30 protein-coding genes are annotated in these 23302 nt (G+C 54.6%); 14 read left to right on the top strand and 16 right to left on the bottom strand.

Features of this window, described 5'->3' with window-relative positions; genetic code table 11:
• Positions 1–10 precede the first annotated feature (10 nt).
• The gene (locus tag NIZ92_RS07565; RefSeq protein ID WP_254003011.1) at positions 11–844 is read left to right on the top strand and encodes a phosphodiesterase; all 834 of its coding nucleotides are present in this window, start codon (positions 11–13) and stop codon (positions 842–844) included.
• A gap of 253 nt (positions 845–1097) precedes the next feature.
• On the opposite strand, the gene argG is transcribed toward NIZ92_RS07565, so the two are convergent.
• Positions 1098–2432, bottom strand: coding sequence for an argininosuccinate synthase (gene argG / locus NIZ92_RS07560; RefSeq protein WP_035268236.1), 1335 nt, complete (start codon positions 2430–2432; stop codon positions 1098–1100).
• Between the two features lie 177 nt (positions 2433–2609).
• Here argG and NIZ92_RS07555 point away from each other — a divergent pair, with 177 nt between their 5' ends.
• The 4 genes from NIZ92_RS07555 to NIZ92_RS07540 all read left to right on the top strand — a co-directional run bounded on the left by NIZ92_RS07555 (position 2610) and on the right by NIZ92_RS07540 (position 4682).
• The gene (locus tag NIZ92_RS07555) at positions 2610–3200 is read left to right on the top strand and encodes a peroxidase-related enzyme (protein WP_009455594.1); all 591 of its coding nucleotides are present in this window, start codon (positions 2610–2612) and stop codon (positions 3198–3200) included.
• A gap of 2 nt (positions 3201–3202) precedes the next feature.
• Complete coding sequence (locus tag NIZ92_RS07550) at positions 3203–3592, top strand: YbaN family protein (RefSeq protein WP_153229801.1); 390 nt, start codon at positions 3203–3205, stop codon at positions 3590–3592.
• Between the two features lie 45 nt (positions 3593–3637).
• Positions 3638–4051: an NUDIX domain-containing protein gene (locus tag NIZ92_RS07545; protein ID WP_254003010.1), complete on the top strand. Its 414-nt coding sequence runs from the start codon at positions 3638–3640 to the stop codon at positions 4049–4051.
• A 157-nt stretch (positions 4052–4208) separates the two neighbouring features.
• Positions 4209–4682, top strand: a complete 474-nt coding sequence (locus NIZ92_RS07540; protein ID WP_009455589.1) for a hypothetical protein — start codon at positions 4209–4211, stop codon at positions 4680–4682.
• Here NIZ92_RS07540 and metC read toward each other — a convergent pair.
• The gene (gene metC, locus NIZ92_RS07535) at positions 4662–5885 is read right to left on the bottom strand and encodes a cystathionine beta-lyase (RefSeq protein ID WP_254003009.1); all 1224 of its coding nucleotides are present in this window, start codon (positions 5883–5885) and stop codon (positions 4662–4664) included. The genes NIZ92_RS07540 and metC overlap by 21 nt on opposite strands.
• Positions 5886–6031: 146 nt before the next feature.
• On the opposite strand from metC, the gene NIZ92_RS07530 reads away from it, so the two are divergent.
• Positions 6032–6493, top strand: coding sequence for an Lrp/AsnC family transcriptional regulator (locus NIZ92_RS07530; RefSeq protein WP_009455584.1), 462 nt, complete (start codon positions 6032–6034; stop codon positions 6491–6493).
• Between the two features lie 18 nt (positions 6494–6511).
• Here NIZ92_RS07530 and NIZ92_RS07525 read toward each other — a convergent pair whose 3' ends face one another.
• Positions 6512–7381 carry an MOSC domain-containing protein gene (locus NIZ92_RS07525; protein ID WP_115635072.1) on the bottom strand — a complete coding sequence of 290 codons (870 nt, stop codon included), beginning with the start codon at positions 7379–7381 and terminating at the stop codon, positions 6512–6514.
• Between the two features lie 544 nt (positions 7382–7925).
• Here NIZ92_RS07525 and NIZ92_RS07520 point away from each other — a divergent pair.
• The 5 genes from NIZ92_RS07520 to NIZ92_RS07500 all read left to right on the top strand — a co-directional run bounded on the left by NIZ92_RS07520 (position 7926) and on the right by NIZ92_RS07500 (position 11175).
• The gene (locus NIZ92_RS07520; RefSeq protein ID WP_009455580.1) at positions 7926–8192 is read left to right on the top strand and encodes a hypothetical protein; all 267 of its coding nucleotides are present in this window, start codon (positions 7926–7928) and stop codon (positions 8190–8192) included.
• Between the two features lie 180 nt (positions 8193–8372).
• Positions 8373–9821, top strand: coding sequence for a sensor domain-containing diguanylate cyclase (locus NIZ92_RS07515; RefSeq protein ID WP_254003008.1), 1449 nt, complete (start codon positions 8373–8375; stop codon positions 9819–9821).
• A gap of 64 nt (positions 9822–9885) precedes the next feature.
• Positions 9886–10110: a hypothetical protein gene (locus NIZ92_RS07510; protein ID WP_137430864.1), complete on the top strand. Its 225-nt coding sequence runs from the start codon at positions 9886–9888 to the stop codon at positions 10108–10110.
• Between the two features lie 24 nt (positions 10111–10134).
• The gene (locus NIZ92_RS07505; protein ID WP_009455576.1) at positions 10135–10821 is read left to right on the top strand and encodes a 3'-5' exonuclease; all 687 of its coding nucleotides are present in this window, start codon (positions 10135–10137) and stop codon (positions 10819–10821) included.
• Between the two features lie 87 nt (positions 10822–10908).
• Positions 10909–11175, top strand: a complete 267-nt coding sequence (locus tag NIZ92_RS07500; protein WP_230940605.1) for a DUF3892 domain-containing protein — start codon at positions 10909–10911, stop codon at positions 11173–11175.
• 88 nt (positions 11176–11263) lie between these two features.
• Here NIZ92_RS07500 and NIZ92_RS07495 read toward each other — a convergent pair whose 3' ends face one another.
• On the bottom strand, positions 11264–12415 hold the full coding sequence (locus NIZ92_RS07495) for an ABC transporter substrate-binding protein (protein WP_026482930.1): 1152 nt from the start codon (positions 12413–12415) through the stop codon (positions 11264–11266).
• Positions 12416–12625: 210 nt separating this feature from the next.
• Here NIZ92_RS07495 and NIZ92_RS07490 point away from each other — a divergent pair, with 210 nt between their 5' ends.
• Together NIZ92_RS07490 and NIZ92_RS07485 are read left to right on the top strand one after the other, a co-directional pair.
• Positions 12626–13333, top strand: a complete 708-nt coding sequence (locus tag NIZ92_RS07490) for a tellurite resistance TerB family protein (RefSeq protein WP_254003007.1) — start codon at positions 12626–12628, stop codon at positions 13331–13333.
• 106 nt (positions 13334–13439) lie between these two features.
• Entirely contained in the window at positions 13440–14255 is an 816-nt protein-coding gene (locus NIZ92_RS07485) for an META and DUF4377 domain-containing protein (RefSeq protein WP_035268251.1), read from the top strand.
• A 341-nt stretch (positions 14256–14596) separates the two neighbouring features.
• Here the strand turns inward: NIZ92_RS07485 and NIZ92_RS07480 are convergent, their stop codons facing one another.
• Complete coding sequence (locus NIZ92_RS07480; RefSeq protein WP_021446759.1) at positions 14597–14941, bottom strand: DMT family protein; 345 nt, start codon at positions 14939–14941, stop codon at positions 14597–14599.
• 118 nt (positions 14942–15059) lie between these two features.
• Positions 15060–15425, bottom strand: a complete 366-nt coding sequence (locus tag NIZ92_RS07475; RefSeq protein ID WP_239055442.1) for a YgiW/YdeI family stress tolerance OB fold protein — start codon at positions 15423–15425, stop codon at positions 15060–15062.
• A 124-nt stretch (positions 15426–15549) separates the two neighbouring features.
• Between NIZ92_RS07475 and NIZ92_RS07470 the strand changes: the two genes are divergently transcribed.
• Positions 15550–16080: a hypothetical protein gene (locus NIZ92_RS07470; RefSeq protein WP_009459867.1), complete on the top strand. Its 531-nt coding sequence runs from the start codon at positions 15550–15552 to the stop codon at positions 16078–16080.
• Positions 16081–16125: 45 nt separating this feature from the next.
• Here the strand turns inward: NIZ92_RS07470 and NIZ92_RS07465 are convergent, their stop codons facing one another.
• From NIZ92_RS07465 to NIZ92_RS07420, 10 genes are all read right to left on the bottom strand, one after another.
• The gene (locus NIZ92_RS07465; RefSeq protein ID WP_254003006.1) at positions 16126–16602 is read right to left on the bottom strand and encodes a DUF2514 family protein; all 477 of its coding nucleotides are present in this window, start codon (positions 16600–16602) and stop codon (positions 16126–16128) included.
• Positions 16581–17039: a lysozyme gene (locus NIZ92_RS07460; RefSeq protein WP_254003005.1), complete on the bottom strand. Its 459-nt coding sequence runs from the start codon at positions 17037–17039 to the stop codon at positions 16581–16583. The genes NIZ92_RS07465 and NIZ92_RS07460 overlap by 22 nt, the downstream gene beginning before the upstream one ends.
• The gene (locus tag NIZ92_RS07455; RefSeq protein WP_009459872.1) at positions 17023–17247 is read right to left on the bottom strand and encodes a twin-arginine translocase TatA/TatE family subunit; all 225 of its coding nucleotides are present in this window, start codon (positions 17245–17247) and stop codon (positions 17023–17025) included. The genes NIZ92_RS07460 and NIZ92_RS07455 overlap by 17 nt, the downstream gene beginning before the upstream one ends.
• Before the next feature lie 119 nt (positions 17248–17366).
• The gene (locus NIZ92_RS07450; RefSeq protein WP_254003004.1) at positions 17367–17792 is read right to left on the bottom strand and encodes a hypothetical protein; all 426 of its coding nucleotides are present in this window, start codon (positions 17790–17792) and stop codon (positions 17367–17369) included.
• The gene (locus NIZ92_RS07445; protein ID WP_254003003.1) at positions 17776–18192 is read right to left on the bottom strand and encodes a hypothetical protein; all 417 of its coding nucleotides are present in this window, start codon (positions 18190–18192) and stop codon (positions 17776–17778) included. Before NIZ92_RS07445 ends, NIZ92_RS07450 begins: the two co-directional genes overlap by 17 nt.
• Positions 18192–19427, bottom strand: a complete 1236-nt coding sequence (locus NIZ92_RS07440) for a phage tail protein (RefSeq protein ID WP_239055437.1) — start codon at positions 19425–19427, stop codon at positions 18192–18194. Before NIZ92_RS07440 ends, NIZ92_RS07445 begins: the two co-directional genes overlap by 1 nt.
• A gap of 110 nt (positions 19428–19537) precedes the next feature.
• Positions 19538–21064 (bottom strand): hypothetical protein, encoded by a 1527-nt coding sequence (locus NIZ92_RS07435; protein ID WP_254003002.1) that lies wholly within the window; start codon positions 21062–21064, stop codon positions 19538–19540.
• 114 nt (positions 21065–21178) lie between these two features.
• Entirely contained in the window at positions 21179–22204 is a 1026-nt protein-coding gene (locus NIZ92_RS07430) for a hypothetical protein (protein WP_254003001.1), read from the bottom strand.
• Positions 22191–22403: a hypothetical protein gene (locus NIZ92_RS07425; protein ID WP_254003000.1), complete on the bottom strand. Its 213-nt coding sequence runs from the start codon at positions 22401–22403 to the stop codon at positions 22191–22193. Before NIZ92_RS07425 ends, NIZ92_RS07430 begins: the two co-directional genes overlap by 14 nt.
• Positions 22404–22460: 57 nt before the next feature.
• Positions 22461–23120 carry a hypothetical protein gene (locus tag NIZ92_RS07420; protein WP_254002999.1) on the bottom strand — a complete coding sequence of 220 codons (660 nt, stop codon included), beginning with the start codon at positions 23118–23120 and terminating at the stop codon, positions 22461–22463.
• Between the last annotated feature and the right edge of the window lie 182 nt (positions 23121–23302).

Here is a 23302-nt window from a genome sequence, read left to right as displayed (position 1 = left end):
GCTGATAACGATGCTGAAAACATTACTGATTCAAATGACGGACCCGCATATTCGGGAAGAAGGTCGGCTGGCTTATGGCCGTCTGAATACCGCCCCCTATCTGCAGGACGCCATCAACCACGCTCTAGCCCTGCCACAGAAACCGGATGCCCTGGTGTTGACGGGCGATCTGACCGACTTTGGTCGACCACAGGAATATGCGCACTTGCGCCGCTTGCTGGCACCGCTGGGCTCCATCCCGGTGTATTTGTTGCCGGGCAACCATGATGACCGCCAGCAACTGCGCGAGAGCTTTCCCGAATATAGCTATCTGGGCAAGGCCGGGCCGGTTTGCTACAGCGTGGATATTGGAGAGCTAAGACTGCTGGCCCTGGACAGTGCAGTATTGGGAGCCAGTGCAGGTAGTCTGGATCAGGAACAGCTGGACTGGTTACGTACCGAGCTGGCCCAACAGCCTGAGCGCCCCACCATCATTGCCCTGCATCACCCTCCTTTCAACACCTTGATCGGCCACATGGACAAGATAGGCCTGCTGCAAGGAGCGGAACAACTGGAAGCGATTGTGCGCCGACACAGCAATATCGAACGTGTGATCAGCGGGCATTTGCATCGCAATATCCAGATCCGTTTTGGCGGCACCATTGCCAGCACCGCCCCATCGGTGGCGCATCAAGTCTGTCTGGATCTGGCTGAAGACGCAGCGTCGGCCTGGACACTGGAACCGCCCGGCTATGCCGTTCATGCGCTGGACAGCCTTGGCCAGATCGTGACCCATACTGCCACCGTCGGCCAATTCGACGGCCCCTTCGCCTTCCATGAGCCAAGCGGGAAACTGATCGACTGATTGGATGCACGGCGTACACCAACTGCTGCTTGGCCTTGATGGTCTCGTCAAGCCAAGTTGACTATAGGTCCCTCTTTGCTAGCTCAAGGCAGTAGCAAACGCTGACAGCATTAAGCAAAGCCGTTCAAGAACGCTAAGCCCATCCCATAAAAAAACACCCCAATATCGGATTCAACCAATATTGGGGTGTTTTGATACTGCTGCTTCAGATCAAGAGGGCTGCCCAGAGCCACCCCGATCTGCAAGCCATGTCTTACTTCTTGCTGTCTTTCAGCTGAGGCACAGCCGAGCCAGCGGCAGGAGCCAACAGGCCAGCCTGGGTGTAGGTGAACAGCTTGTCGCGGGTGTCCACGATGTCCAGGTTACGCATGGTCAGCTGACCGATACGGTCGCGTGGCGAGAACATGCTGTCCACTTTTTCCATGCTCAGACGCTCGGCCTTGTAAGTCAGGTTAGGCGAGACGGTGTCCAGAATGGAGTAGTCGTTACCGCGGCGCAGTTCCAGTGTCACTTCGCCAGTTACGGCACGAGCCACCCAGCGCTGGGCGGTTTCACGCAGCATGATGGCTTGTGGGTCAAACCAGCGGCCTTGGTACAGCAGACGGCCCAGACGCAGACCGTTGATGCGGTACTGTTCGATGGTGTCTTCGTTGTGGATGCCGGTAACCAGACGCTCGTAAGCAATGTGCAGCAAGGCCATGCCGGGGGCTTCGTAAATGCCACGGCTCTTGGCTTCGATGATGCGGTTTTCGATCTGATCGCTCATGCCCAGACCATGACGGCCACCGATGCGGTTGGCTTCCAGCATCAGTTCCACAGGGTCGGAGAATTCCACGCCGTTCAGGGCGACAGGCTGACCTTCTTCAAAGCGCACACGCACTTCTTCAGCAGCCACGGCCACATCGTCACGCCAGAAAGCCACGCCCATGATGGGCTTGACGATATTGATACCGGCGTTCAGGTACTCCAGATCCTTGGCTTCGTGCGTGGCACCCAGCATGTTGGAGTCGGTGGAGTAGGCTTTTTCGGCCGACATCTTGTAGTCGAAGCCGTTTTCCTGCATGTACTCGGACATCTCGGCGCGGCCGCCCAGCTCGTCAATGAAGGTCTGGTCCAGCCAAGGCTTGTAAATCTTCAGTTCAGGGTTGGTCAACAAACCGTAGCGGTAGAAACGCTCGATGTCATTGCCCTTGTAGGTGCTGCCGTCGCCCCAGATATGGACGTCGTCTTCTTTCATGGCGGCAACCAGCATGGTGCCGGTAACAGCACGGCCAATAGGCGTGGTGTTGAAGTAGGTTACGCCACCGGTGGTGATGTGAAAGGCATTGCACTGCAAGGCGGCAATCCCTTCAGCCACCAGTTGCTGACGGCAGTCCACCAGACGGGCCAGCGTGGCACCGTATTCCTTGGCCTTGCGGGGAATCGCATCGTAATCGGGTTCGTCAGGCTGACCCAGGTTCGCGGTGTATGCGTAAGGGATCGCGCCCTTGTTGCGCATCCACAAAAGTGCAGCGCTGGTGTCCAGGCCACCGGAAAAGGCAATGCCGACCTTCTGGCCGACTGGAAGAGATTCAAGGATGGTTGTCATTATCGCGTCAGTAGTGGTGTGCAAGTACAGTTCCGCCCGTAAGGCTCTCTGGTAGAGCCCTGCCCGCGGCAGGATCAATATGTCATTATATCGTCTTGACCGACCCTGGACACCTTTGCGTAGCTGGATTTAATTACTCGATGAACTAGAACATCCATTTTTACCTGGAGACAAGCCATGCCCGAGACCCACGCTCAACCCGCTATCAGCCGTTATCCCGTCCCCACGCTGGCCGAAATGCCCGAGGATATTCGCAGTCGAATTGAAGCCGTGCAGGAAAAATCCGGTTTTATTCCGAATGTGTTTCTGGCTCTGGCCCACCGTCCTGACGAATTCCGCGCTTTTTTTGCCTATCACGACGCACTGATGGAAAAGCCCAGTGGTTTGAGCCATGCAGACCGGGAAATGATTGTGGTGGCCACCTCCGCCGCCAATCAGTGTCATTACTGCGTGATTGCCCACGGTGCCATCTTGCGCATCCGCGCCAAGAATCCCCTGGTGGCAGACCAGGTTGCCGTGAACTGGCGCAAGGCCGATATTCCGGCACGCCAAAAAGCCATGCTGAGCTTTGCCATGAAAGTCTCGCAAAACGCTCAGGAGATTGAAGACGCCGACTTCCAGGCCCTGCACGAGCACGGTTTCAGCGACGAGGACGCCTGGGATATTGCCGGTATCAGTGCCTTTTTTGGTCTGAGTAACCGCATGGCCAACTTCATGTCCATGCGCTGCAATGACGAGTTCTACATGCTGGGACGCGTTCCCCGCTAAACATGATGCGTTACGCCCTGTTGTTTGCCGGGTGGATTTGTGTGGCGCTGGCGATTGCCGGCGCTGTTTTACCCTTGCTGCCTACCACGCCATTTGTATTATTGGCCGCGTGGTGCTTTTCCCGTAGCTCCCCCCGCTTTCATCAATGGCTGCTGGATCAACGCCATCTGGGCCCATACCTGCGCAATTGGGAGAACGGCCAGGGCTTGACCCGCCAGGCCAAACGCCGGGCGCTGATCATGTTGTGGCTGTCGCTGGCCGCCTCGGCCTGGCTGACCAGTCACCTGGGCTGGTATCGACTCGGACTCTTGATTCCAGGCATTTTCGCCACCCGCTATTTGCTGCGTGCCAAAACCCTGGATGACACCCCTTCCGAGCCTGTGCAAAAATAGCCTGCTTGAACCGATCCTGGCTTGACCCTTTTTGTTTGAAACACCATGTCCAATCCTGTTATCTTGCTGGCTGCCGCCTACATCACCAACTCTAAAGGCCAAATTCTCCTGGTCCGCAAGCGTGGCAGCGCCTATTACATGCAGGCAGGCGGCAAGCTGGAAGCAGGTGAAACGCCCTTGCAAGCCCTGCAACGCGAACTGGACGAAGAGCTGGGCCTGACAGCGGAAGAAACCGCCTCGGCCCGCTACGAAGCATACTTTGAAAGCCCCGCCGCCAATGAACCTGGCCACGTGGTTCATGCCCACGTTTTCACTTTGACGGTGAACCGGGAAATCCAGGCCGCCGCCGAGCTGGAAGAAGCGCGCTGGGTCAGCCCGCAGGAAATCCGTTCGCTGACGCTAGCCCCCTTGCTGGCTAATCACATTCTGCCGCGCCTATGTGCCCAGGCCGCCGCCTGAGCTGCAGCTTGCACAAGACGTCCTTCCGTCTTGTGCCGTCCAAGCCACGAACCGCCTATTTTTTGGCATAATGTCGCCCTTGAGTCCCCTCTTTGGGGACGCAGCTATTTGCCCGACCAGCCCGCAACGGCGGGCTTTCTTTATTGAGCGCTAATTTATGTCCTCTTTGCCCTGTCAAGGCGCAATCGTCACCTTTACCCTGCAGCAGCTGCGTGCCGCCACGCAAGCCGGGGGGATTTTAGGTGTGTCCATCAAAGGACAAGGCAATCATTTTTTCGTACAAGTGGCCACGCGTGCCGGTCAGGCAGTACTGGTTACCGCCCGCAGCAAAGATCCGCGCAGTTTCAAAAGCCCCTTGCAGGCCATGGTTCTGCTCAAGCAAGTGGGCATCGTCACAGGCCAGTTTGATCTGACCCAGTACTCGCCTGACCAGCACGAAACCGCCCCGCGCAGCCGTCGTCGCCCGGCCAAACCCAGCAAACTGGGACTGCGCTGGAACCGGATTGCAGAAAGCATCTCCAGCCCCGCTCAACCTTCTTTGGATGATCCCAGCCTGGACATCAGTGAAGAACAGACGCGTCGCCTGATCGCCAGGCAGGAAAACCAGCAGTTAAGCCTGCTGGGCAACTAAACGCAGCCCACTTGTGCTTCTGGACGTGTTGAGCGCATAAGCCGCGTCCAAAGCCTGTTCCAGGTCTTGCTGCAAGTGCTGGGGCTCTTCCAACCCCACATGCAAACGCAATAACTGCCCTTCCCCGAACAAGGCTTCCCCATTGCGTTTGGGCATCTCCATGGGCAAAGCCAGACTCTCGAAGCCACCCCAGGACAGACCGATGCCAAACAGGCGCAAGGTCCTGAAAAAGCAGGATAACTGCGCTTCGCTCAAGGGTTCCAGCACAAGGCCAAACAAGCCGGTAGAGCCGGTGAAATCCCGCTTCCAGATGGCATGACCGGGATGCAATTCCAATGCCGGATGCAACACCCGCTGAACCTGCGGATGATTCTCCAGAAAACGGGCAATCTGCAAAGCACTGGCTTGGTGCTGACGCAAACGCACACCTAAAGTACGCATGCCGCGCAGCGCCAAAAAGGCATCGTCAGGACCGGCTGTCTGACCAAAATCATGTGCAGCACGGCGCAGCAACGGCCAGGCACGCTCATTCGCGGTGGCAACTCCCAGCAAGGCATCGGAATGCCCGGTCAGATACTTGGTGGCCGCCTGAATGGATACATCCACACCATGCTCGAAGGGCTGGAAGAACAAGGGAGTAGCCCAGGTATTGTCCAAGAGCACATACGCCCCCACCGCATGTGCGCAGCGAGCAATCGCAGGAATATCCTGAATCTCGAAGGTGGCCGAACCGGGCGACTCTACGTACACCACCTTGGTATTGGGACGAATCAGGCTGGCCATGCCCTCGCCCACAGACGGCTCGTAAAACTGCACCTGAATACCCATACGGCTGGCCAGCACCCGCTGGGCAAACGCGCGTACCGGTCCATAGACTGAATCCGGTATCAGCAAATGATCTCCAACTTCCAGCATGCCCAACAAGGCATGAGTACACGCTGCCAATCCAGAGGGAAACAAGCTGGCCTGAAAACCGCCTTCCAGCTCGGACACGGCTTGCGTCAAGGCTTGCAAGGTGGGATTAGTGAAACGACCATAAGAGGCGTAGGGATTGTCAGGCTCCTTGCGCTGCGCCCATTGCTCCAGATTGTCGGCCAGGATCGTGGAGCCGCGACAAATGGGCACATTCACAAAGCCAGCCGACACGCTGGTGTCCCGTCCTAAATGGATCAAACGGGTTTGTTGATAATCGCAGTCCTGCATGCTGTTTTCCTGATCCTGATCGCTAAAGATGAATGGGAACAGTCTACGCAAGAGCCCAAGGGCAATTATTGCGTTTTCACGCTACTGTAGGCAGAATTCCGAGAATAAATACCTACAATCAGCAAGATTATTGGGAAATTATTTTTATGCTGGATAAATTCGACAAACACATTCTGGAGATCCTCCAAAACGATGCCACCTTGGCCATTCAGGAAATTGCCGATCGGGTGGGTTTGTCCAGCACACCCTGCTGGCGACGCATACAGCGCCTGGAGCAGGAAGGCTATATCGAAAAACGGGTGGCTTTGCTCAGCTCTGAAAAGCTGAATGTCGGGGTGACGGTGTTTGTGGCCATCAAGACCAATCAGCACAACAAACAGTGGTACAGCCAGTTTTCGGCCGTGGTGGAGGCGATCCCGCAAATTGTGGAGTTCTATCGCATGAGCGGCGATACCGACTATTTGCTGCGCGTGGTTGTGCCTGACATCAAAAGCTTTGACCGTGTTTACCAGCGCCTGATCTCGGAAATAGAGCTGACCGACGTCAGCTCCAGTTTCGCCATGGAGCAGATCAAGTTCACGACCCGTCTGCCCCTGGACTACGCCTGATCCAGTGTGGTGCAAGGCTTAAAAGCTGTATTCCACATCCAGCGTCTGGCCGATACTCAGTCTCTGAGGTTTGGATTCAACCAGCATGGCCTGCATGCCAAACAAGGTCCCTTGCGGGAACTGACGGCTTTGTGCCAAGGCCAGGCCGGGTTGGGTACCTACATCCGCTGTTAGCTGATTCACATTGGGCATAGGGCAACGAGTACAGGGGCGGATAAAAGCAAAGCTCAAGCCTTCACTGCTGACACCCAACACATAGTCCTCTTCATACGCGGGCAAGCCCTCAAAAACCACATTCGCGCGGAAACGATTCATGGGTACGGCCTGCTCACCTGATTGTTGCACCAGGCGGTTCAGCTCTTCCAGGGACGCCTCATTGGTAAACAGAAAAGGCAGCGCATCTGCAAAACCAAAACCGTTGATCTGATCACCAATCTGACGCCAGCCCTGGGACTTTTCTTCCCAGGGACGCACACGTTCGGTCAGTACATAACGCCTGGCGCGGCTATGGTTACGCAACACCCGGCAAGGAGTCTGCAAAAAGTCGCTAAACCATTGCGCGACCTGATCGCCCTCGTCCCGGCCCAAGGTATCTGAACTCCAGATACGCACGGACACAGCGACGTTATCCCCTGCCGGGGCATCCAGAGACCAGGACAACGGATCCATACCAGGCGCTTGCACAGTAATCTGCCCGTCCTGCACCACTGGCTGAATCAAGGCCATGCGCGGCCAGCGACGCTGCGTCATGAATACGCCCTGTTGGTCAACAACAACCCACTCTCGGTCAAAGGCCAGGCCCGCAACGCTGACCTCCACGCCCTGTGGATGGGCCTGGGCGGCACAGGATTTGATGGGATGGGTAAAAAGGCCAGTGATGGTAATCATGAGTCGCAACAGAAAAGGCAAGTTAAGGGACTTATTCTAAAACAGGCTGAGCGCCTGCCTGCCCCTGCTTTGGAGACTGATTGCAAAGAAGTGGATCAGAAACATCGACTCTGAAAATCTATTTCGCACCAACACTTGACAACAGCGCAAAGCTATGAGTTAATAGTTGATTGATTGCACCAACATACCATTACATCAAGAAAGTGCGATCAACATTTTTTTGAATGTACCCACGCAAAACAGGTCCCTTTGACCTTCTGGCATGTCCCCAAACATGCGGGTATTCATTCACCACGGCGACGACAGCCACATCCAGACTTATTTTTTGCATCGTAGCGGACTCGCTCCGTCCATTTGCTTGGCAAACGAATAAGGCGCTGTCCATGCTGCCACAGAGCACGTCTGCCTGACATTTGTTCGGCCAGCTCGGCTCTACATTGAAATAGCAATGGCTTGGCCTCCGTGTGGAGACCGATCCATCATGGTGTCATCAAATCTCAATAAAAAAACGATGTAATGACGCCACACGATAAGGAAAAAAATTATGAAAAATATCTATCCAACCGGTTTGGTATCGCGCCCTGAGCATATTGCCTTGAACAAGACCGATATTCGCATTGGCGATACCGTTTACTTGCAACCCAAGAACGGCCCTCGCATGGCGGGTACCGTGATTTTCAGCTCGCCTGTACACGGCTGCACCACCTATACGGCAGACGCGCAGAACCAGGACGCCAACGTGCGTTTCCGTTTCCGCCTGCAGGACGTGCATCACGTGGCTCCACGCCACCCTTTGCCAGCCTTGAACTAAGGCTTTGCCTGCCAATTAATACGGGGAACCAACCCAATTCCCCGTATTAATTTCATTTACAAACATATAATTACAATTTGCAAGAAACATTCCTGCTTTCATCCTAAAATAGTGGCGGCTTGAAACTTATCCGACGCTGTAAAGCGTCCACGACGAGCGTGCGCTCCTATGGCAACGGATATGAAATCAAAGCAGGCTTCCTGCTTGCGCCCGCCGCGGCGCTATTCCTATCTCTCCCGTTTTTTCCTGTTCAGCCTGGTCTTGATCCTGACCCTGCTGGGCACCAAGCTGCGCCATTACGACGCCCTGACCATCTTCTGGCCTGCCGAGGCCGTGCTGCTGGGCCTGTTCATTCGTCGCCCGGATTGGGCCAGCCAGTTCCTTAACTGGGTCATTGTTGTTCTGGCCTATCTGTGCGCCGAACTGATCGCCCGCAACCCCCTGCCTATTGCCCTTTTGCTAACCTTGGCCAATGTCAGTGGCGTCGGGCTGGCATACTGGCTGATCACCCGCAATCCGCTGCTGGACCTGTCCTTGCGCCGCCCTCAGGCCATGCTGACCCTGGCCACCTACTACGGGCTGGCCTGTATCCTTTCCGCCCTGCTAGGCGGCATTGCCCTGTCTTTGCATACCTCTCAAGCCTTGTCGCTAGCCATCCTGTCCTGGATGCTGACCGGCATGATCTCCTACACCGCTATTTTGCCCGTCATCCTGACTGCCCCGGCCCGCCCCATACGCCGTTTCATGGAGTACTGGAACGAGCCCCATTTGATGAGTCTGGCCCAGTTGGCACCCGCCCTGTCCTTATTACTGACCAGCTTGTTGAGTTTGCTGATTGACGGCCCCGGCTCCCTGGCCTTTCCCGTCCTGCCTTTATTGTGGTGCGCCCTGAGCTACTCGCTCTTTTCCACCACCTTGTTGACCTTGTTCTATGTGCTCTGGACACTGTTTGCCCTGAGCCAGCCGGTCTACTTCCTGCCCAGCCAGCTATATACCTCACTGGATCTGCTGTCGCTGCGCATCGGCATTGCCTCCATTGCACTCGCCTCCATTACCAGTGCCAGCTTGATCTCTGCCCGTAACCTGGCAGTGGAAAAGCTCCAGCGGCTGGCTCACCACGATGCCCTGACCGGTTTGCTCAACAAGCAGGCCTTTTATCAGCAAAGCCAGACCATGCTGACTCAATGTCGCCTACGGCACGTTCCTGTCAGCGTCATTGTTCTGGACATCGACCACTTCAAACCCATTAACGACACCCACGGCCACCATGTCGGTGACCTGGCCCTGAGCGCCATCACCCAGCGTATTTCCCTGGCTTTACGCGATACAGACTTGTGCGGTCGATTGGGTGGCGAGGAGTTTGGCATCTTGCTGCCCGACTGCAGCGCCACCCAAGCCCATGCCGTGGCCGAGCGTGTCCGCAAAAGTATTGCCCTGCGGCCCCTGGCCCTGGATAACGAGCAGCAACTGACCATGACGGCCAGCCTGGGTATCGCAACTCTGGAAGCCTCCACGCTGGATCTGCATGCTCTGCTTCGTCAGGCCGACACGGCCTTGTACGAGGCAAAACGTGCCGGTCGGGATCAGAGTTTTTCCTATCATTTCCCCGAACCAAAAACGAAGACTTGACGCTATCCGTAAGCAAACCGATACTGATGTGTCAATACGAAACAAAACATCAGGGAGCGGTGATATGGCGTCAGTTTACGGCTCGCCCTTGTGCCAAGCGTGTTTGACCTTGCCACAGGGATTAAGTACTAGCCAAGCGCATGCTGACTTGCGTTTACTGGGACAGCATCCTCCCTCTCCTGACGGGGCTCATGAGACCCAGTACCGCTGCCTGAGCTGCCAGACGCACTGGCTGCTACGCACCAATCGCTGGGGCGTTCCCGAAGGCTTTCGCCTGAAACCCGTATAGGCAAAGCGGGGCACATGCACTACCATGACGGCTTTGTCTGTTAGCGATTCCCGTATGTCTGCCCTGCTGTTTGATACTGAAACCACCGGCACTGCCAAACCTCAAGTCATCGAGGCAGCCTGGCTGCGTTTAAGCGACCCTGTCTTCTTGCTGGTCAATGAAGAATTCGAGCAACGCTACCGGCCTGATGAAGCCAATTCTCTGGGTGCGCTGGCCACCCACCACATTTACGACGAAGAGTTGCAAGACTGCCCGTCGCATACCGAGTTCAAGCTGCCTGCCGACACCCAATACATCATTGGCCATAACGTGGACTACGACTGGGGCGTAGCCGGTTCGCCCAATATCAAGCGGATTTGCACTCTGGCCTTGGCCCGGCACTTGATTCCAGGCCTGGACAGCTACAGCCAGTCCGCCCTGATCTATCACATTGATCGCGCCAACGCCCGCGAGCGCCTGCGCAATGCGCACAGCGCCTTGGCCGATGTACGCAATTGCCTGGCACTCCTGCAATACTTGCTGGGCCTGACGCAAAACATCAATACCTGGGAACAGTTGTGGCAGCTCTCCGAGCACGCCCGGATTCCCACCATTTTGCATTTTGGCAAACACAAGGGCATGGCCATTGCCGATGTACCACAGGACTACAAGAACTGGTTGCTGCGTCAACCAGACCTGGACCCCTATCTGGTCAAGGCCTTGAAGGTCTAAACCTCAAGGTTCGTAAAATCCCTAATGGCTGTCAGCCATCAGATGCCCAATGATGAAGGTCCCAACAAGAACTTCATGAGGTGGCAAATGATCGAGGTTGCATACGTCACGAAAGATATGCGTCGGGACCCTTACGAACGAATCACCCATCTTGGAGGCGCAGGCTGGCAACGCTCTCAACCGGATGTGGTCCAGCAAATTGAGCAGGGCCAGGAGGACTATTACATTCTTCTGGATGGCATTCCCGCCAAACTGATCGTGGCGCTCAGCCGTTTTGGTGCCAAGTACCTGAAAACTGAGCTTGAAGTTGAAGAGCCTCATATTTTGCTCAGCCTTCCCAGCCAGGCCGGTTAAGCAGGCCGGTCCTCCCTCCACTTTCCCTCAAGGAAAACAGAAAACGCGGCTTTAAGCCGCGTTTTTCCATACCTGCCTGTCCGCCTGCTTAGGGTTTGAGCAAGTGCCATTGGCCATTACGTACCGTAATCAGCTCGCGACCACGCTCGTCAAAGCCGCTATGGTCTTCGGGCGACATGGTATACACACCTTGGGTAGCCACCAGATCACGGGTTTGCTCCAGCGCATCACGCAAAGCCGAACGGAACTCCGGCGTTCCGGGTTTGGCCTTGGTAGCCGCCTCAGGAATTGCCTTTTCCAGCAAAAGACCAGCGTCGTACACGTTGGCACCAAATGTGGCGGGAGCCTGACCGTAACGCTCGGTATAGCGCTGGATGTAGTCCTGCGCGATAGGCTTGGACGGATTGCTATCGGCAATTTCAGGCAAGACCAACATCAGGCTGGCCGCCAGAATAGTGCCTTCAACCTGCTCGCCACCCAGACTCAAGAACGCAGGCAGCGCAGCACCGTGAGTTTGGTAAATTTGCCCTTTGTAACCTTGCTTAACCAGCGTCACTTGCGGCAGAACAGCCGCAGCGCCAGTGCCGGCTACCAGGACCACATCTGGTTTGGCCGCGTAAATCTTCAAGGCCTGGCCTGTTACCGAGGTATCGGAACGCACATAACGCTCGGTGGCCACAATCTTGATATTGTTCGCCTCGGCCAGTTCCTTGAACACGGTCAACCAGCTCTCGCCATAGGCATCGTTAAAGCCCAGGAAACCAGCTGTTTTCACGCCGGTATCGACCATATGCTTGACCAGGGCCTGAGCAATAATGTCGTCGTTCTGGGTCGTTTTAAAGACCCATTTCTTTTGCTCGGTCATGGGCAGCACGACGGACGCCGCGCCCACCGGCGCCAGCACAGGCGTGCCCGAATCGGCCGCAAATTGAATCAGACTCATGGCATTGGGCGAGCCGGTAGGCCCGATCAAGGCATCGATCTTGTCCTCGGAAATCATTTTCTTGAACAGCGTCACCGTTTGGTTCGGGTCGCTGGCATCATCCAGGGAGACATATTCAACCGTCAGATCGCCAACCTTGGTAGGCAGCAAAGGCACGGTATTGCGCTGCGGCAAACCGACCACGGCGGTCGGTCCGGTGGCCGAGGCGATCACGCCAATCTTGACCTGTGATTGAGCCGGTGTGGCCAGAGCAGCCAGAACAACGGACAAAGCGAAAGCAGTTCGAGTCAATTTCATAATGTGCAGAGCCAGTTAAGCCCTTCCCCCCTTGATATCAGCGCAGCCGCGCTTATATGGATTGATCTGGGCATAAGATACCAAATTCCCCGTGCCGCACACGTCTTATTGAACGATTTGCTCCGGCAGGTCTGCTTACAATTGTACGCGGGCACACACAATAAAGTAGTTTATAACGAAGCTACTGTTTACCTTTCATAGAGCGAACCCATGTCACTTCAGCAAATGCTGCAACAAATTCTGCAAAGCGGCCAAAGCGCACTAAAACAAGGTCAAGGCCAATTGAACTCCTCCGGCCTGGGTAAGAAGATCAGTGAACAAGCCGGTGGTTTTGGTGGCGGCGCTGTGGTAGGCGGCGTTCTGGGCGTCCTGCTGGGCAACAAGAAGTTCCGCAAAATGGGCGGCTCCATGGCCGCGTACGGCGGAGCCGCTGCCTTGGGTGCCCTGGCCATCAAGGTCTATCAGAACTGGCAGGAACAAAACGCGGGCCAGCAAGCGGCCCCAACACCCGTGCAGGCGGTCCCAGCCGCCCCGCTGCCGCTGGCTTCCGACGGCCCGGCCGATACCCATGCGATGGTCATCCTGGCCGCTCTGGTCTCCGCTGCCAAGGCAGACGGCCATATCGGTGATGCCGAGCGCGAATTGATTGACGCGGAAATCAGTAAAATGGCCGCCCCCGAACAAGCCCGTCTCTGGCTGTCACAAGAACTGCTCAAACCGGTTGACCCGCAAGCCATCGCCCAATTGGCGCAAACGCCCGAGATGTCGGCCGAAATTTACTTGACCAGCGCCATCGTCATTGACGAGCAAAGCTATATGGAACGCGCGTATCTGGACGAGCTGGCACGTTTACTATCCTTGCCAAACTCCTTGCGCGAAAGTCTGGATAATCAAGTCCAAGCTTTACCCCAAGCTTGATCGGGAGTGGAGCCGTTCCACCAGAACTCCCCCACTCTGATTGTTTATTTTTCAACCCCGGGCTGACACTCCTAATGCAGCCCACGACTCATCAAGGAAACCACTCATGAAAAACACCCTCAAGTTGACGATTGGTACATTGGCCTTAATGGGTCTGGCCGCTTGCGCGGCTCCAAACAACAGCAACACCGCGACTTCCGAGCGCCAAATGGATAAAGAAACCTCTCTGCAGGCTTATCACTGGCGTCTGTTTGCCACTACTGGCAAAGACGGCCAGCCAGCCCCTGCCATACCTGGCGCAGGCGGCGAGCAAGTCACCTTGAATTTCACTGACACCATGATGTCGGTCGACAATCTGTGTAATGTCCTGGGCAGCGGCTACACCATCAGCGGTTCCAAAATCACCTTTACCTCGCCGGTCAGCACCCTGAAAATGTGCTCGGACCCCGAGTTGATGCGCAACGAACAAGCCGTTGGCAAATTATTGCCTACAGCGACAGACTGGAGCATGGCCAAGGCCGATTCCGCACCGGATAATCCAGCACCGGTCCTGACCCTGAACTTTAAAGACGGCACCAAATGGCGCCTGAAAGGTGAGCCTACTGCAACGACCCGTTACGGCAGCGAGCCAACCCGTGTGTTCCTGGAAGTGGCTGCACAAAAAGAGAAGTGCTCCCACCCCCTGATTCCAAACTACCAGTGCCTGAAGGTACGCGAGATCCAGTACAGCGATTCGGGCGTCAAGACCTACACGGGTGACTGGATGTACTACTACGGCGACATCGAGGGCTACACCCATACTCCTGGCGTTCGTAACGTGCTGCGTATCAACCGCTACGAACTGAAGAACGTGCCTGCAGACGCCTCGTCCAAGGCCGATGTTCTGGACATGGTTGTCGAGTCTGAACAAGTCAGCAAGTAACTCACGCAGCAACGTCGTCCAAGCGCTTTTTGCACTGACGACCTGATCACATAGCCCCAAGGTTGGAGTTGATTCCGACTTTGGGGCTATTTATTTCAGGAACATTTTTTTCGAACCAGGAAGCAAACTGTCCTGGTTCAAATCCCCTAAACCCCATAAGAAACAGCACATTCGGAGCCACAAATAGTTACTCACTGCTATGCTTTGAACCTAGTCAGCAAGCCTGCCCATCCGTAGTATGGAAATACCGGATAACATTTTTCACCTCCCTATTTATCCGGCTTCAGGCCTTGCGACATGCGAGGCTTTTTTTTATGCCTGAACGGTGATGAGGCTTGCTCTTACTTCAGCGGCCCATAAAAAATAAAAAACGCGCCGGCACCAATCAGTGTGAAACCAAGCAGGTGATTCAGGGTAAAGCTCTCTTTCAGATACAACACCGAGAACACCACGAACACCAGCAAGGTAATGACCTCCTGCATGGTCTTTAGCTGCGCGGCACTGTAGACGGTGTGCCCCAAACGGTTGGCCGGCACCGCCAGGCAGTACTCCACCAAAGCAATGCCCCAGCTGATCAGAACGACTTTCAGCAAGGGGCTATTGGGATATTTCAGGTGCCCATACCAGGCAATGGTCATGAACACATTGGAGACGACCAACATCAAGATGGGAAGGATCTTAGCCATTCTGGACACGAAAATAAAAAGCGGCCTGCACCGCGACCCGGCCAGTGTAGCGTCACATTTGAGCAGCGCCTATGGGGATAATCAGGCAGCAGAAAGACGGGGCATCAAGCAAGGGCTATCAGTCCACAACTTTCAAAAAATCCACCTCAATTTCGGGCGGGCGCTTGGAACTGGTATCGACTTCGCCAATCAGCTCCACCCTGGTTTTCTCATCCAGAGTCTGACCCGCAAAATGCTTGGCCTTGATCTCCGCCACGATTTCCCCGCTGCCATCAGAGAACAGAAACTTGTCGTGGGCCGTTTGACGTAGCAAATGACCTTGCACCCGCACGTCCTGATCATCGACAGGATTTTTCAGGATCTCCGCAACCGTCGTTTGACCAATCTCCGACGGGCCCGTGTACTGGGCATAGGCAGGAAACGACAACGCGCTTGATAACAAAGCCAGCGCCACGGCCGAGCGCAATTTAACGTAAGCAGACATAATGACTCCTGTTGTTCATGGCTTGAAACTTAACCATAACAGCAGATATCATCAGCGTTCTTATTAAAATGGCGGTGTTGGGCTTGCCTTGTTACCAAGCGCGACATCACACCATCACTGCACCATGCCCCTTCTTGAGAACTTAGGCCCCCGCATCTGCATTCTTGGCCCATCCAATAGCGGTAAATCCACCCTGGCTGACGCGATCGCACGCAAGCTGGCCATCCCGGCCGTGCATCTGGATCAGCTCTACCACCTGCCCCATAGCAACTGGGTGCCCCGCCCCGAAGCAGATTTTGTTGCGCTTCACCAGGCAGCTATTGCGCAAGAACAATGGGTGATGGAAGGCAACTACACGCGCCACCTGGCCCCACGTCTGGCTCGCGCTACAGGTTTCATCGTGCTAGAGGTCTCCACCGCTACCAGCCTGCTGCGCTACTTCCGGCGCACCCTGTTTGAGCGCAACCGTCGTGGAGCCCTGGAAGGCGGTAAAGATAGTGTGAAATGGCAAATGATCCGCCATATCGCCATCGTGACCCCGCCCAATCGCCACAAGTACTTGAGTATTTTTGAGGCAAGCACCTTGCCTAAAGTCAGACTAGGCAGCCCTCGCGACCTGAAACTGTTTTATCAAACCGAAGGCCTGCAACGCTAAGCGCACGAAGCGCTAACGCCCTGGGCTGTTTCCATCCGTGGCGCCCTATTTCCTCAAGGCCAACACATACCCCTGCAAACCGCTTAAAGCGCTCCGGTATCCATCAGCAACTCCTGCCATCTCTGTATATCGCTCTGCGCACAGGCCGACCACGTTGCGCAGCTGGCTGGCAATTCGGGCGTTTGCATCCAGCGCATGTCCGGCTCGGGCAGCCTGAGCGGCGACACGATCATTGGCGGCGGCGAGCTTGCTGCGCAAGCCATCAAGATCGGCGCGAGCAGCCACAGCAGCACGCTTAGCCGCATCCAGCTGCATTTGATAAGTGACTCGAACATCGTCCACCTCCTTTTGTAATCGTTGCTCCATCAAGCGCGCACGGACCTCGGCCTGCAACTGCGCCGCCCTGGTCTGCGCCTGGGCCAGCTCATAGCCTTTGCGATACTGCTCCTGACCATAAAGCGCCCCCCATAAAAAAAGGGCTGCCAGAACAGCAGCACCTACTAATGCAGACTTGATAGACATAACTGCCTCTCGGCCTGACGCCGCCGCTCCAGCCCCCGCAGCTTGCGGCCACCGGCATAGACCCAACGATCCAGCTCCTGACATGCACCGGCTATATCCCGAGCCCGTAGCTTGCGCAGCAAGGTCGAATTGGCATAGGCCCCGGCCCCCACGTTGTAAACAAAGCTGCTCAGCGCCACACGTACCTCATCCGGCAAGGGATAGCTAACGGAGCGATCCACCACACTCAAAGCGCGACGAACCTCCTGCTCCGTCAAGGCGTCGCAACGCTGCGGACTGGCCATGTCACCCAGCTTGACTCCTTGTGTGTAGCCGTCGCAGATAGTCGGAATGCCGACGGGGTCCACATAGGCGATCAAAGAGCGCCCCTCCCAGGCGGCAACCAAAGCAATCGCCGCCGAGACTACCCCTGCACCCAGCTTAGTCCTCAGATCCATGCTTCCACTCCTTGAGCTGGCGCCAGGCACGCTGGATCCCGCCCACAATCCGCGCGGCCGCACGAGTAAAGTCCGGCAGCTTGGTCACAATCAAAATCACCACATAAGCCGCCCATAAAGTCAGCACAAAGTCCTGCATCGTCCAGCCATAAATAAGCAGGGCCGAGCCGGTGCTTATGGGTAGGTGAGCGGCGTCGTTATTCAGCACAGGCCCTTCTCCTTATTCAAATTTGCCCTGTCTGCTACATCCCTTTTATGGGTGCAGCAGACATAAAAAAACCCGCTCAAGCGGGCCGGGGGAACAATTTTCAAGAAGTAATGGTAGGTCTACGCAGACCACTCAAACTGATCCACTTCGGCTTTGCTATTTGCTTGCTGAACCTGCTCAGCCAACAGCGCATTACGCTGCATCAGACTCACAATGCGTGCTTTGGCCTCTCGACCCAATTGCTGAATCTGCTCAGCCGTATGCATACGCATAGCCCAATCGCCGGCCTGGTTCGCGCACCAAAATGGTGTAGACCAGTTAGCGGCAAGACCAGACAACAATGAATCAGCCAAACTACTGGCCAGATTCAATTGATCAGTTTCATTACTAGGGTATCGGTGAAGCTCACCCAAAACCTCGGACTCAAAGCCGTCCTTGATAGCCGCCCGGCAAGCTGCCGACAAAGCGGTAATCTTGCTTTCCTTATACGTCTGCAGTTGAGCTGCTGCCGTCACGACCTTACTACTATCAATGTTGATCTGCATCGGTTTCCTCCTTTATTTCAGATTCAGGGCTTGTCTCAAAGTCGGCTTCAGAAGGCAGCTCTGGAATGGGTGCTGGCGGTGGGCTCTGCGCAGGTAATGCAACCACGCCATCCTCACTAATCACGATCGGCTCAGGAAAGCATGCTGCCGAATCTGTTTGATCCGCCGCGATATGAAAAAGCAGTTGATCAATCTCGACGCTGTCAGCATGACGGGTAACTGAGGCCTGCTTCAATAAGGGATGCTCGATTGCGCCGGCTGGCAGAACATCGCCAGGGGACATAAAGGACAAATCAAGCTCTTCCTGGTTAATTTTCAGAATGGTGCCCGAACGCTCCAGACTGATCTTTTGGACCATACTCACAGGGACCTGGGGGCATAGTTTGATGATGAAATTCATTATTTCCATACTCCAATTGCTACATAGTCAACTGCGGCACTTGTGCCAGTATCCACAATGCCAGCAGTGTCGCGAATAAAGAAACTACCCGACCCTGAACCCATCCCCATTTGAGGCACGGCATAATATCCAGAGCCGTCAGACAAGGGCTGGATCACCGTGGTGGGAGGCGCTATAAACGCCATGGGATAAGAGATCACTGGACTGGAAGGCTTCCAGCCATTACCACTGAATGTGACTTGCCCACGACAAATTTGAGTGCCATTGGCAAGCCGTATCCAATTGCCGTTTGAATTTGACCCCGATTGCACAACGGAGCCACCAGCCACATCACCCACAATATTCTTGTCGTGAACCAACTTGCAGGCTGGGCGGTATTCCCTCTTGCCCGAGACCCCGCCATTTAAATAAAAGTTATCGGAGTAAGGATCGGTAGAAAGGCGCAGCCCCGCATTCATATTGCTGCCGTAGGGCATATCAAGAAAGAAAGAACCACCACCCCACGTTACCGCCCGCGTTTGGTAGTACCAGCCAAATGGATTGGAGCTATCCCTGCCGTTGGATGGAGTAGTTGTAGCCCCACCTAGTCCAAACTCACCGACATTCAAGGTAGTCAACCAGGCCCGATATGTACCGGAGCGGCGTCCCCTGTGAAGCAAACCACCATCTGAAGACACATAAATCTGTGCGCCCACCGTACCTGTCTGACGGTGCCATACAACGCCTGGCGCTGTGGTCGGCCTGTCGGTAATCGCCGTGCTTACGTAATACATGCCTGCCGGAACATCTACATCATTAAGCGATGCCGTGGGCCAATGGTCATACGAGTTTGCCGCCCCAAAACTACCCAAGCCGAATGCTCGACCATTAGTAAGAATTTTCCAGGCTGTCGGATCATTAGGGGCAGCTTGTAGATCCGTCTTTTTTAAAACCGAATCCCACTCCCATTCCGTTTGGGAAAGCAGAAGTAGCGAAGCGACGCGATCTGCCAACTCCTTGACGTAACCCTGCATGGGGGCCAAAGCATAGGCCTGCCCACTGGCAGACGCACCTCGATAAACCTGCGTCAGCGTCAAAGATGTGTCTGACGCAATATTCTTTACTTCATAAAGCTGCCCATCAGGTGCCACAAATGCCTCACCCTGACGCGCTCCAGAGAGCCACTTTGTTCCGGTTCCGGTGACCGTGGCATTGTTTGCGGCGACCTTGACGGTCCCGGCGGTATACCAAGCCATTGCTATCCTCCTATGTATCGTATGCTTGCCACCTGGCTACAAACAATCAGCAAAAAAAAAGCATGTGCGGGAATTATTAGAGCTAGGTACTACTGTCTTAGCCTGAAACGTCATGCTTTCCACCTTCCTATTGCACATAGACGGACTTGCAAAGCAAAGTCCCACCGAATAGCCGCCAGCAGTTTATAGTCGCAGTACCCTGTACCTCTGTTAATACCGGGGCCAACCCAAAAAGAACTGTCGCTAGTATTGAAGTCGGCCGTCAAAACATAGGCTGACGTGTCAATGAAGGCCATTGGGAAAGTCCAGGAATTATTGCTGCTTTTCCAGATATTCCCCTCTGCTCTATCCACCCAGCTAGAGCTCCGTATCCCGGACCAACATATTTGCGTTCCATCTGCGAACCTAATCCATGTACCGTTAGCGTTTGAGCCGTTATCAACCACAGATCCAGCGCCCACATCCCCAACGATGTTTTTATCGTGAACAAGTTTGCAAGCATTGCGGAACGTCTTTTGACCAGATACCGCACCATTCATATAAAAGTTATCGGTATAGGGGTCCGTCGAAATACGCAGGCCAGAGTTAAAGGCGGTTGTGTTATAGGCCAGGTCTAGGAAAAACCCCCCGCCCCCCCAGACCGGTTTAGCTCCAGATCGGTAATACCACCCAGTCTTTTGGGCGTCCCATGAGGTTGGGTTAGCTTGAGCACCACCAAATCCGTATTCACCTACATACATGGCCTCGCGCCAAGTGTGATAAGCACCAGCACGCCGACCGCGCCAACCTAATCTGTTACTGGAGCTGACCGCCACTTGCCCCCCGGCTGTGCCCGCCTGCCTATGAAATAAAACCCCAGCGTTGTATCCGGTCACATTAGGGTCAAAGGGCAATTTCGACGCATCACCAACTAGGGGACCATAGTAGTAGGATCCCGCCCCCACACCCAGCGCATTCAGATCTGCTGCTGGAAATATGTCTAAATTGGCGTCTGCGCCCGAGCGGCCCACGCCATACTGCCCCACTGTCATAAGCTCTTTCCAGGCATTGGGCTTAGCGTTATTGACTGTGCGTATGTAGAACTTGTCTTGAACCGGCGATGCATACAATAGACCGTAATACGTACCGCCCCACCCAAACTTGAAGTAGCTTGACCGGGAGCTGGTGCCATCAGGTTTACCCACATCGCTTGAGCCCGATCGGTAAATCCCATTAATGGGGTTTTTCAGAATGTCTTGGTCTGCAACCGCTCCCGAATTACCTCCAAAACCCCAGTCTGCATTGCGCATCACGCGCCCTGGAACAGGATCAATCGTTGATGTAGCCAGAGTGCCCTTGGCTGCGCTCCCCATAGCCGACAGTGCAGGCAGCAATTCTGCTGCACGGTCTGCCAACTCCTTGACATAGCCTTGCATAGGGGCCAATGCGTAAGACTGACCTGTGGCCGTAGCACCGCGATAAGGCTTAGTCAGCGTCAAGGAGGTATCCGACGCAATATTCAACACCTCATACAGTCGACCGTCAGGGGCAACAAAGGCCTCGCCCTGCCGGGCACCTGCCAGCCACTTCGTGCCGGTGCCCGTCACAGTGCTGCTATTTACGGTGACTTTTACAGTCCCCAAGTCATACCAAGCCATTCCATACTCCTTGCTGACAGTGATGCCCCTCAGCCGCTACTTGGGCACATACTAAAAACGGCGCACCAGAATGCTGAGCGTTCATTATTCGTACTCCATAAAAAAAGCCGCTATTCAAGCGGCTGGATACTCGACAGGATCACAATCCTGTAATGCCGGAGATGGCTCCTCGGCAAATCGCAAACTTACAAAACGGTCGGGAAGGATATCAAGGGCTTTGCCATTGATCGCTGGTCCAGTACTGTAATCAGGCTCATAGGTACGAATCGTCAGTGTTTGGTCCTGCTCGCACTCTTCGTAATCCAAGGTGAAATACACATTGCCGTTTCGATCTTTCGGGGTTTCGATATACCAGCCGTCACGACTCAGTAGCGGTACCTGGCGCAAGAGATAGTGGCCAGCTCCCAGGCGCTCAAACTTGGCTGCGGCAATTTCAGGATGCATGGTCTTCTCAATGCCCGTACTACCAAGCTGGATGACAGGCGATGCTTTTTTAATAAAACCATTGCTATCGACCGTCGTATTTCGGTGTGTCAGGAGCTCCTGCCATGGCTTGGCCACCCGATTCTGGACATTTCGCATCCAGAGCTTGTCGCTTATTGGAGAGGCATATAGCAAGCTATAGTAGGCTCCGCTCCAGCCAAATTTAATATAGCCAGCACCAGTATTGTTGTCAGGAGCCTCCGTATTGCCCGAGCCAGATCGATAAAAACCGTTAACTGTGTTGTTAAGAATATTGGGATCAGCCTCAATTGAACTGCCAACACCGAACCCCCAGTCGCCAATGCGCGCAACTCGCCCAGCAGTCGAGTCCTGGTTGGAGTCTGTCAGAGTTGCTTTGGCTGCCGTGCCCAGATCAGCCAAGACAGGCAACAGTCTTGCTACTCGGTCAGCCAGCTCTTTGACATACCCCTGCATCGGCGCAAGTGCATATTTCTGGGCTGTACCAGTGGCGCCCAAATAAGGCTTGGCCAGGGTCAGCGAAGTATCAGAAGCGATATTCGCTACCTCGTATAGCCGACCATCCGGGGCTACAAATGCCTCACCTTGTCGAGCACCTGACAACCACTGAGTCCCGGTTCCTGTAACAGTCGCACTATTCAGCGTTACTTTGACCGTCCCAACGTCATACCAACCCATTCTCGCCCTCCGTCAAAATATGTGATCGCTCCTCAAAAACTGGAACAGCAACATCTACATTTTCAGAGTCACCAGGCCTCTGTAATTCAGCAGCCAAAATATCAATCAAGCCACGAATCATTCCACTGGCCAACTCAGGCGTAATCCGGTTGCCCAGATTATTTTCAAACATCTGTGAAATCGAATGGTGAATACTCATGTCATATCCAAAAAAAAACCCGCTAATGCGGATGTTATAGGATGAGATTACTAACAACTAAACGCCAGGATACCCAGTCATATCAACGACCAGCAGCTCTAGCATGGGATCTGAACCCAGTGTTCCATTCATGTTTGGAGGGCCGTCAAACATCACTGCGTCTTGATCTACTGCCTGGGTTACTTGCAGGACATTACCCAAAATCTGATATCTCATTGAACGCCATTCTTGGGTATAGAGTTGTGAGCCATCCCCCATACCTGCATCACCCACATGTCTAATAATATCTAACCCCTGCCAAGACAGCGGTGCAACTCGATATTGCCGGCCAGCCGGGTATGTTTTAGTCAAATTCGTGTATGAACGTACATGATCAACTATACGTAAATATCGATGACTGCTATCGAACACTAACCTCCCTGTATTTGGATTTCGAACACGCTTTCCAGCCAGACCAGAGACTGCGACCTGATCAGCAGGTTTAAAAATCCAACAGTATCCCCAGTTCCATCCAAAGTATGGCTGATCATCAAGGTTACTGGACACAATCAACGAGCTTGAAGTCACACCAGCTGGCGGAGAACTATTGTTTGCAAAACCTACGGGACGCTCCAGAACGGAAAAATTTGTCCGACCACCCTCTAATGCATAGTTAGCATAATCTGGCCCTATCTGAATCGTCCCGTTCTGATTGCGTACTCGAATGCCAGCACTCATTAGTACACCCCATACAGAATCTGATAGGAGTAACCTTGCGGCAATCCCCCTCTACTCCACTCAAATGACCACGACAGCATCTCACCAGAAGCTGCCACCTGCATAGTTTTAAGCTGTCGAACAAAATTCGTATTTGGATATGCCGTTGGACTGCTAACTAGTCCCACTCGGGCCCACAACTG

Source organism: Alcaligenes sp. 1735tsa3 (genome assembly GCF_024134565.1).
Taxonomy (GTDB): domain Bacteria; phylum Pseudomonadota; class Gammaproteobacteria; order Burkholderiales; family Burkholderiaceae_B; genus Alcaligenes; species Alcaligenes phenolicus.
The sequence above is the reverse complement of the archived record's forward strand: the minus strand, read 5'-3'. Positions and strand labels throughout refer to the sequence as shown.

Coding starts and splice junctions, on each gene's coding strand:
- NIZ92_RS07565 (WP_254003011.1), top strand. CDS start 11: ATGCTGAAAACATTACTGATTCAAATGACGGACCCGCATATTCGGGAA.
- argG (WP_035268236.1), bottom strand. CDS start 2,432: ATGACAACCATCCTTGAATCTCTTCCAGTCGGCCAGAAGGTCGGCATT.
- NIZ92_RS07555 (WP_009455594.1), top strand. CDS start 2,610: ATGCCCGAGACCCACGCTCAACCCGCTATCAGCCGTTATCCCGTCCCC.
- NIZ92_RS07550 (WP_153229801.1), top strand. CDS start 3,203: ATGATGCGTTACGCCCTGTTGTTTGCCGGGTGGATTTGTGTGGCGCTG.
- NIZ92_RS07545 (WP_254003010.1), top strand. CDS start 3,638: ATGTCCAATCCTGTTATCTTGCTGGCTGCCGCCTACATCACCAACTCT.
- NIZ92_RS07540 (WP_009455589.1), top strand. CDS start 4,209: ATGTCCTCTTTGCCCTGTCAAGGCGCAATCGTCACCTTTACCCTGCAG.
- metC (WP_254003009.1), bottom strand. CDS start 5,885: ATGCAGGACTGCGATTATCAACAAACCCGTTTGATCCATTTAGGACGG.
- NIZ92_RS07530 (WP_009455584.1), top strand. CDS start 6,032: ATGCTGGATAAATTCGACAAACACATTCTGGAGATCCTCCAAAACGAT.
- NIZ92_RS07525 (WP_115635072.1), bottom strand. CDS start 7,381: ATGATTACCATCACTGGCCTTTTTACCCATCCCATCAAATCCTGTGCC.
- NIZ92_RS07520 (WP_009455580.1), top strand. CDS start 7,926: ATGAAAAATATCTATCCAACCGGTTTGGTATCGCGCCCTGAGCATATT.
- NIZ92_RS07515 (WP_254003008.1), top strand. CDS start 8,373: ATGAAATCAAAGCAGGCTTCCTGCTTGCGCCCGCCGCGGCGCTATTCC.
- NIZ92_RS07510 (WP_137430864.1), top strand. CDS start 9,886: ATGGCGTCAGTTTACGGCTCGCCCTTGTGCCAAGCGTGTTTGACCTTG.
- NIZ92_RS07505 (WP_009455576.1), top strand. CDS start 10,135: ATGACGGCTTTGTCTGTTAGCGATTCCCGTATGTCTGCCCTGCTGTTT.
- NIZ92_RS07500 (WP_230940605.1), top strand. CDS start 10,909: ATGATCGAGGTTGCATACGTCACGAAAGATATGCGTCGGGACCCTTAC.
- NIZ92_RS07495 (WP_026482930.1), bottom strand. CDS start 12,415: ATGAAATTGACTCGAACTGCTTTCGCTTTGTCCGTTGTTCTGGCTGCT.
- NIZ92_RS07490 (WP_254003007.1), top strand. CDS start 12,626: ATGTCACTTCAGCAAATGCTGCAACAAATTCTGCAAAGCGGCCAAAGC.
- NIZ92_RS07485 (WP_035268251.1), top strand. CDS start 13,440: ATGAAAAACACCCTCAAGTTGACGATTGGTACATTGGCCTTAATGGGT.
- NIZ92_RS07480 (WP_021446759.1), bottom strand. CDS start 14,941: ATGGCTAAGATCCTTCCCATCTTGATGTTGGTCGTCTCCAATGTGTTC.
- NIZ92_RS07475 (WP_239055442.1), bottom strand. CDS start 15,425: ATGTCTGCTTACGTTAAATTGCGCTCGGCCGTGGCGCTGGCTTTGTTA.
- NIZ92_RS07470 (WP_009459867.1), top strand. CDS start 15,550: ATGCCCCTTCTTGAGAACTTAGGCCCCCGCATCTGCATTCTTGGCCCA.
- NIZ92_RS07465 (WP_254003006.1), bottom strand. CDS start 16,602: ATGTCTATCAAGTCTGCATTAGTAGGTGCTGCTGTTCTGGCAGCCCTT.
- NIZ92_RS07460 (WP_254003005.1), bottom strand. CDS start 17,039: ATGGATCTGAGGACTAAGCTGGGTGCAGGGGTAGTCTCGGCGGCGATT.
- NIZ92_RS07450 (WP_254003004.1), bottom strand. CDS start 17,792: ATGCAGATCAACATTGATAGTAGTAAGGTCGTGACGGCAGCAGCTCAA.
- NIZ92_RS07445 (WP_254003003.1), bottom strand. CDS start 18,192: ATGAATTTCATCATCAAACTATGCCCCCAGGTCCCTGTGAGTATGGTC.
- NIZ92_RS07440 (WP_239055437.1), bottom strand. CDS start 19,427: ATGGCTTGGTATACCGCCGGGACCGTCAAGGTCGCCGCAAACAATGCC.
- NIZ92_RS07435 (WP_254003002.1), bottom strand. CDS start 21,064: ATGGCTTGGTATGACTTGGGGACTGTAAAAGTCACCGTAAATAGCAGC.
- NIZ92_RS07430 (WP_254003001.1), bottom strand. CDS start 22,204: ATGGGTTGGTATGACGTTGGGACGGTCAAAGTAACGCTGAATAGTGCG.
- NIZ92_RS07425 (WP_254003000.1), bottom strand. CDS start 22,403: ATGAGTATTCACCATTCGATTTCACAGATGTTTGAAAATAATCTGGGC.
- NIZ92_RS07420 (WP_254002999.1), bottom strand. CDS start 23,120: ATGAGTGCTGGCATTCGAGTACGCAATCAGAACGGGACGATTCAGATA.